Source organism: Lactobacillus sp. WILCCON 0149 (genome assembly GCF_057197965.1).
Genome location: NZ_JBUBHO010000014.1, coordinates 1 through 5,515 on the forward strand (window position 1 = coordinate 1; position 5,515 = coordinate 5,515).

5 protein-coding genes are annotated in these 5,515 nt (G+C 42.6%); 4 read left to right on the plus strand and 1 reads right to left on the minus strand.

Annotation, left to right across the window (positions count from 1 at the left end; genetic code table 11):
* Nucleotides 1-4: 4 nt before the first annotated feature.
* Nucleotides 5-1,420: a hypothetical protein gene (locus ACYVUV_RS12140; RefSeq protein WP_484499541.1), complete on the minus strand. Its 1,416-nt coding sequence runs from the start codon at nt 1,418-1,420 to the stop codon at nt 5-7.
* Between the two features lie 146 nt (nt 1,421-1,566).
* Between ACYVUV_RS12140 and ACYVUV_RS12145 the strand changes: the two genes are divergently transcribed.
* The 4 genes from ACYVUV_RS12145 (at nt 1,567) to ACYVUV_RS12160 (ending at nt 5,510) form a co-directional block, all read left to right on the plus strand.
* Entirely contained in the window at nt 1,567-1,839 is a 273-nt protein-coding gene (locus tag ACYVUV_RS12145) for an HU family DNA-binding protein (protein WP_484499542.1), read from the plus strand.
* Nucleotides 1,840-2,261: 422 nt separating this feature from the next.
* A complete protein-coding gene (locus ACYVUV_RS12150) occupies nt 2,262-2,906 on the plus strand; it encodes a hypothetical protein (protein ID WP_484499543.1) in 645 nt (214 codons plus the stop codon).
* Between the two features lie 110 nt (nt 2,907-3,016).
* Entirely contained in the window at nt 3,017-3,916 is a 900-nt protein-coding gene (locus ACYVUV_RS12155) for a hypothetical protein (protein ID WP_484499544.1), read from the plus strand.
* Between the two features lie 49 nt (nt 3,917-3,965).
* Entirely contained in the window at nt 3,966-5,510 is a 1,545-nt protein-coding gene (locus ACYVUV_RS12160) for a BspA family leucine-rich repeat surface protein (RefSeq protein ID WP_484499545.1), read from the plus strand.
* Nucleotides 5,511-5,515: the final 5 nt, after the last annotated feature.

A 5,515-nucleotide genomic window follows, 5' to 3' on the forward strand; every position in this document is an offset into this window, starting at 1 on the left:
ATTGTTAACAAAAAGGCTTTTCTCTTGATTCTGGATTAATTGAATTTGGATAAGAGATCCAGCTGGCAACAGCGGGATATTCTGTCGGTTTGTACAGGTCATATTTCAAAAATGGTCGGTCTTGAATCAGTGATGGATTAAAAGCAATAGGTCCTCGATTAAGCAATGCTTTAAAGACAGAAATAGGAACTTCTTCGATTTTCAATTGCTTGATGAATCTTTCACTGCCAAGTTCATTCGCTAGCTTTCTCAAGTCTTTATAGCTTCTCCGTGAGGTTGAGGGCAGGAAAGATTGCTCATAGACCTTGTTGTTCTTCAAATCGCTTGCGTTTAGCCCTCCTGTCGTAAAGTATCGGAAAATAGATGACGAATACTCATCGACAATCAGCTGCAGGTCGTCTCTAAGCTGCTGGCTGTCTGACAAAGAATATGTTGGCTGGATAAAAATTGGCAGCTTTGGGCTCCAGATCTTTGCCCATGCAAACATATTGGCATCATCTCTCAAGCTTATGGCATACAATGGGCGATCCCTGGTGGGGTAAACTACGCATGGGGCAGAAAGAAACTCAGAGTTAAGGGACTGCAGGCAGCGCAAGTGAAACTCAATAACCGTATCAAGATCGTGCTCACTTCCAAGCAGAACTGGCTGAGTATACTTGATAAACTCTAAGTTATGACTGTAGGTAATGGTTCCAATCTGCCTGTATGACTTCGACATGTCTTTGCTTGAAGATTCAAAAGAGCAGCTCCAATCATATGCTTGATTGTGATTGATGAAGTCTACGTATTTTTCAATTGTCTTTAAAGCTTCTTCTTTAAAATTGCTTTCTAGATAAAATTCAGCAGGATCAAATTGGGCTTCAGAAACTTGGGAAATAGATACAGAGAGATTCGGAGTTTGTTGTAGAAGGGCAGCTAAATAGTACTTGTTGCCTCTAGGACTGGTGATGGCAGTACGCATGAACTTGTCTGTCAGATTGCTGATTTTCCGAGGTATAAAACTAAATGTCGGTATCTTTTTAGTGGGAACCGCTCCATCAGCATAGGCAATCTCCATTAGGATTTGAGACTCTGGATTGTTTCGAGCATAGTTGATGTAGTTAATGATCTTGTCGACGTTAGAGCTGTTGGTTTCAGTTCGATTGTCCAATTCAAGAAAGAATTCATGCCTTTTTTTGTCGTTTCCTAAAAAGCTGACGTCTTCATCGGCAACGAAAGTTTCATCAAACCGATTGTGTTGCTGCTTGAAGCTGCGCGTATCCAGCTTGCTGATGTCAAAGCCGACAATAGCCTTCTGAGGGTCTTCTAAGCCTTCACGATGCTTTTCATCAAGGTCCGCCAGTACTTCATCAACAATGGCTCTTTCGTCCTCAATACGCTTAAAACTGCTAAGAAGCTGATCAATGTAATCTTGGTCCATATTTTTTCCTTTCGCCATTCTTTTGCCAAAATTGTACCATTTTTGCAAAAGAAAGTGGGATTCTGCAAAGCGCTTCAGCCTTTGCTATAATAACCATTGTCAAGCAAATATGACGCATGACTAAACTTTTTTAGGAGGAAAAATCTATGAACAAGACTGAACTCGTATCAGCCGTAAGTAAGAAAGCTGAAATCAGCAAGAAGGATGCTGTTAAAGTAGTTGACGCTACTTTTGCTGCAATTGAAGAAGCACTCGCCAAAGGTGAAAAGGTACAACTGATTGGCTTTGGTACTTTTGAAGTACGTGAACGTGCAGCTCGCAAAGGTCGCAACCCACAAACTGGTGATGAAATTGAAATTCCTGCAAGCAAGATTCCTGCATTTAAGCCAGGCAAGGCCTTGAAGGATAGCGTCAAATAGCGATAACAAGCATACTTCAATTTTTGAACCGATAGCTCTAATAGTCTAAAAAACTAAGTAAAACACATTCCAAAAAATACAGCATTTGCCCAGAAAAGCCTTGCCTAAACCGCAAGGCTTTTCTATTTGCGTTTTTTGGCGTTAGCTACGGCTTGTGTTATAATTGCAGTTGTTAGGAAGGAATTTTTCCTATTCTTGTCCAACTAACCCAATAATAATTTTTCGATTTTTCAATTATGGATGGAGACATTGACTCTCTTTTCTAAACAAAGCCGCGCTTCTTGCGCGGCTTTTTCTTTGCATTTTTGTAGCAAAATAAGCGTTTTACTATTTCTTTTAAACACTATGTACAATGTCCATAGTTAAGCGATAGGCGCTTAGCTGAATAGATTATAGTAAAACTGTAAAGGTAAGGTGCAAAAATGTTAAAGACCAAGATTATGATGGCCGTTTCAACGGCCGCAGCCGTGTTGACTATGGCAGCTCCTGCAGTAGCAAGCGCTGCAACCGATGGCGTCCAAGACAACTACCAAGAGTACAATTCAAAGACGTCTAAGTGGGGTGATGCCACTACCAAGGCCACCGTTGCTAGCGATACTCAGCATGATGGCTCAATTCATATTGAGTACGACACTACTGGTGGTTGGGAAGACCCAGGTAAGGATCCAACTAACCCAGGCGACAACGGGAACCACGATGCTGGTACTTTTATTGTCACTATCCCAACGCTGATTAAGCACACTGGTCTCAAGGCGGGTACTGTCAACACTACTGATAACTACACGGTAAACGTGCGTGGGTCCATTCCAGGCGATAAGAAGGTTCATCTGGTTGCCGAAACTAATAAGGATATCACCAACGCAGCTGGCAGCGACTCCTTCAAGGAAACTACTACGCAAGGCAAGACCGACTGGTCATCTGATGAAACTTACGGCTCATTGGCAGCTGACGGCGTTGCTTTGCTGGGGACGGATGCTACGGACACTATCAAGCTGTCTGGTGAAGCAAAGACTTCTGGCACTTACACTGGTACCGTTGCTTACACTGCAACTCTGGTAGCCAAGTAGTCTGCACTATCAGAAATCCGCCCGATCAAGGGCGGATTTTTTTATTAAAAGAGAGGAGAAAAGTGCGCTCCTTCCTAAAACATATTTTAGGTTCCCGCACACGCAAACAAATGGATAGAAAAATCAATTTGACGCAATGGAGTGACAAGGCAGAAAAGAAAATCAAACTTTTAGGCCAAGAACTGTACGTTGCAAAATGTGATGATTTCGTTCCGGAAGACCAGCTCAAATTAGGTTGGATTCACTTCTCGAAACGTTTCAAGAATACAAAAGATGAAACTGAACAACTGAAGAATTCCGAAATTGCGACTATTCCGGATAATCAAGACAAGTATTTTCCAATAAAGCCCCTCAAAAAGGATAATGGGAAAGATAAGAAGTTTATTTTTACTCGTAAAGTAGGCTGGGCCAAAGTGGATGGTGGCTACGTTATCGTAGCAAAAACACGCAAATGGCTCATTGCACTGCTGGCTTTACTGGCTCTGCTTTTGCTTGGTCTGTGTTTTTGGAAATCTACTGGAATGAATCCTCATGATGTATTTGACTACACGACCAACCAGGGGCAAAAGAAGAATAAGGAAAATAAAGCAGTCCTGGAATATTCAAGCTACGGTTCGGTAGCAGAGAACGTCGTTTGGAAGGCAAACCAGCGCCAACAAAAAATCACGCTATTTCTTCCGAAGTACACGTACTTAAAGAACAACAATGGCATGAGCTACAAGGCTGAAAACAATATTGATGCCGCAGCTCATATCTATGTTGACTTAAACAAGGACAACAAATTCTCAAATACCGAATGCGTCTATAATCCTATCAGCTACGATAAGCAAGGGAACGTAACAGGCTTTAAGCACATGCTGAAGCCGGGATACCAGATCAACAGCGTAACAATCGACAGAGATATCCCTAAGGGCAAGTACAAGGCCCAGGTGCTTTGGACGGGTGTTACCCGCAAGACCCATGAACTTGCAAATCCGGCTCGCTTTACGTTCACTTTGCAAGTCAAGTAATGGGCGCGCTCAGATAGATAGCTGAGTAAAAGAAAAGGAGCGAGGTCACATGCATAAACACGGAAAGCAAGCCACGGAAAGCAAGCCACGGAAAGCAAGCCACGGAAAGCAAGCCACGGAAAGCAAGCCACGGAAAGCAAGCCACGGAAAGCAAGCCACGGAAAGCAAGCCACGGAAAGCAAGCCACGGAAAGCCCTGCCAATCCACTGCTAAAGCAGGTGGATTCCCGGGCTTTCCAACTAGCAAACACAATTGGAGGAAAATAGCTCTAGTTGGAGTGCTGTGCATTAGTGTACTTACTCTGCTTGGCGTACTTAAGGTCACAAGCAAGGCATTCCTGCCAAAACCGTTTCCGCAGACAGTAAGAGCTGCTGATAGTACAAACAGTGATTCAGGTATAACCGATTGGAAGACCTGGGGTACGTGCCGCTGGGGGATTGACACTAACGGTGTACTCTGGATTGAGCCTGAAGACGGCAAAAATACCAGCACAGGGGCAGCTGGAAGCGATGTGCCTTGGGCTGATTCAAAAAGCACGGTTACAGCTGTCAAGGTGCTTGGCAAAATTGTCATGCCCGCTGATTGTACCAATATGTTCAGCAACATGACGAAGTGTACAACGATTGATTCAACCGGGATGGATTTTAGCAAAACTACGTCAATGCGGGATATGTTTAGCCAAGATAGTTCATTAACGACCGTAGTTGGCATTAATGATTGGAATGTCAATGATGGAACAGATATGACCGATGTATTTAAAGAATGCTCAAAATTAACATTTAACCCAGATGAATATCTAACGAATAATAATGGTTCGCAAAAAGAAAAGGGGAAAGCGGGCGGTTCTCAATCATCAGAAACTTCTGCTACAGCAGAAGACAGCCAACAAAATCAAACAACAGATGAAACAAATGTCTCAGACAGTCAAATAGAAGCTGCAAATATCGATAGTACTGATTCGGGCAGTGAACAGAGATCGGATAGTGAAACAAATACAAATGAAGATCAAGACGCTGCATCAAGTGCTAGCAATGAATTAGACAATGAGCGAAAGATCAATGACGAACCGAGTTCATTAAATTCTTCACTCACCAAAAAAACAGCGGCTAAAGTAGTGACTGAATATGAATCATTAGCCAAAGCAACGAAGATTAATAAAGCGGCTATTCCGCGGCGATCAGCCGCTAGTTATTCGGACTATGGTGACGATAGTCAGATCATCGTCACCATACCTACCAAGATAATCTTGCACAAACTTATAACAGATAAAACAACAACTGTTAATCAATCTGTAAAGTATACAGTCAGTTACAGCATAGATCAGGTCACTAGTATCGGGGACTGGGGCAGTAATCTTTGGATTGATACCGCTGATATCAGCATCAAAACAAATGACCTAACAAGCACCACTAATAAAAACCACACCTTGAAATTGACCACGACTCAGCCAAGCGACATAATATGGCGCAACTCAATAAATAAGCTATCGTCAACTTCAGAATATACCGCAACAATAACAGGTACAGCATACGCAAATGAAACATACGAAGGATCAATCGAGTTTAACGTAAGCGTAGTATGGGCTGGTTTTTAAGCGTA

What these genes read in the sequence shown, in the direction of transcription:
- ACYVUV_RS12140 (WP_484499541.1), bottom strand. Translation starts at nt 1,420, where the DNA reads ATGGACCAAGATTACATTGATCAGCTTCTTAGCAGTTTTAAGCGTATT.
- ACYVUV_RS12145 (WP_484499542.1), top strand. Translation starts at nt 1,567, where the DNA reads ATGAACAAGACTGAACTCGTATCAGCCGTAAGTAAGAAAGCTGAAATC.
- ACYVUV_RS12150 (WP_484499543.1), top strand. Translation starts at nt 2,262, where the DNA reads ATGTTAAAGACCAAGATTATGATGGCCGTTTCAACGGCCGCAGCCGTG.
- ACYVUV_RS12155 (WP_484499544.1), top strand. Translation starts at nt 3,017, where the DNA reads ATGGATAGAAAAATCAATTTGACGCAATGGAGTGACAAGGCAGAAAAG.
- ACYVUV_RS12160 (WP_484499545.1), top strand. Translation starts at nt 3,966, where the DNA reads ATGCATAAACACGGAAAGCAAGCCACGGAAAGCAAGCCACGGAAAGCA.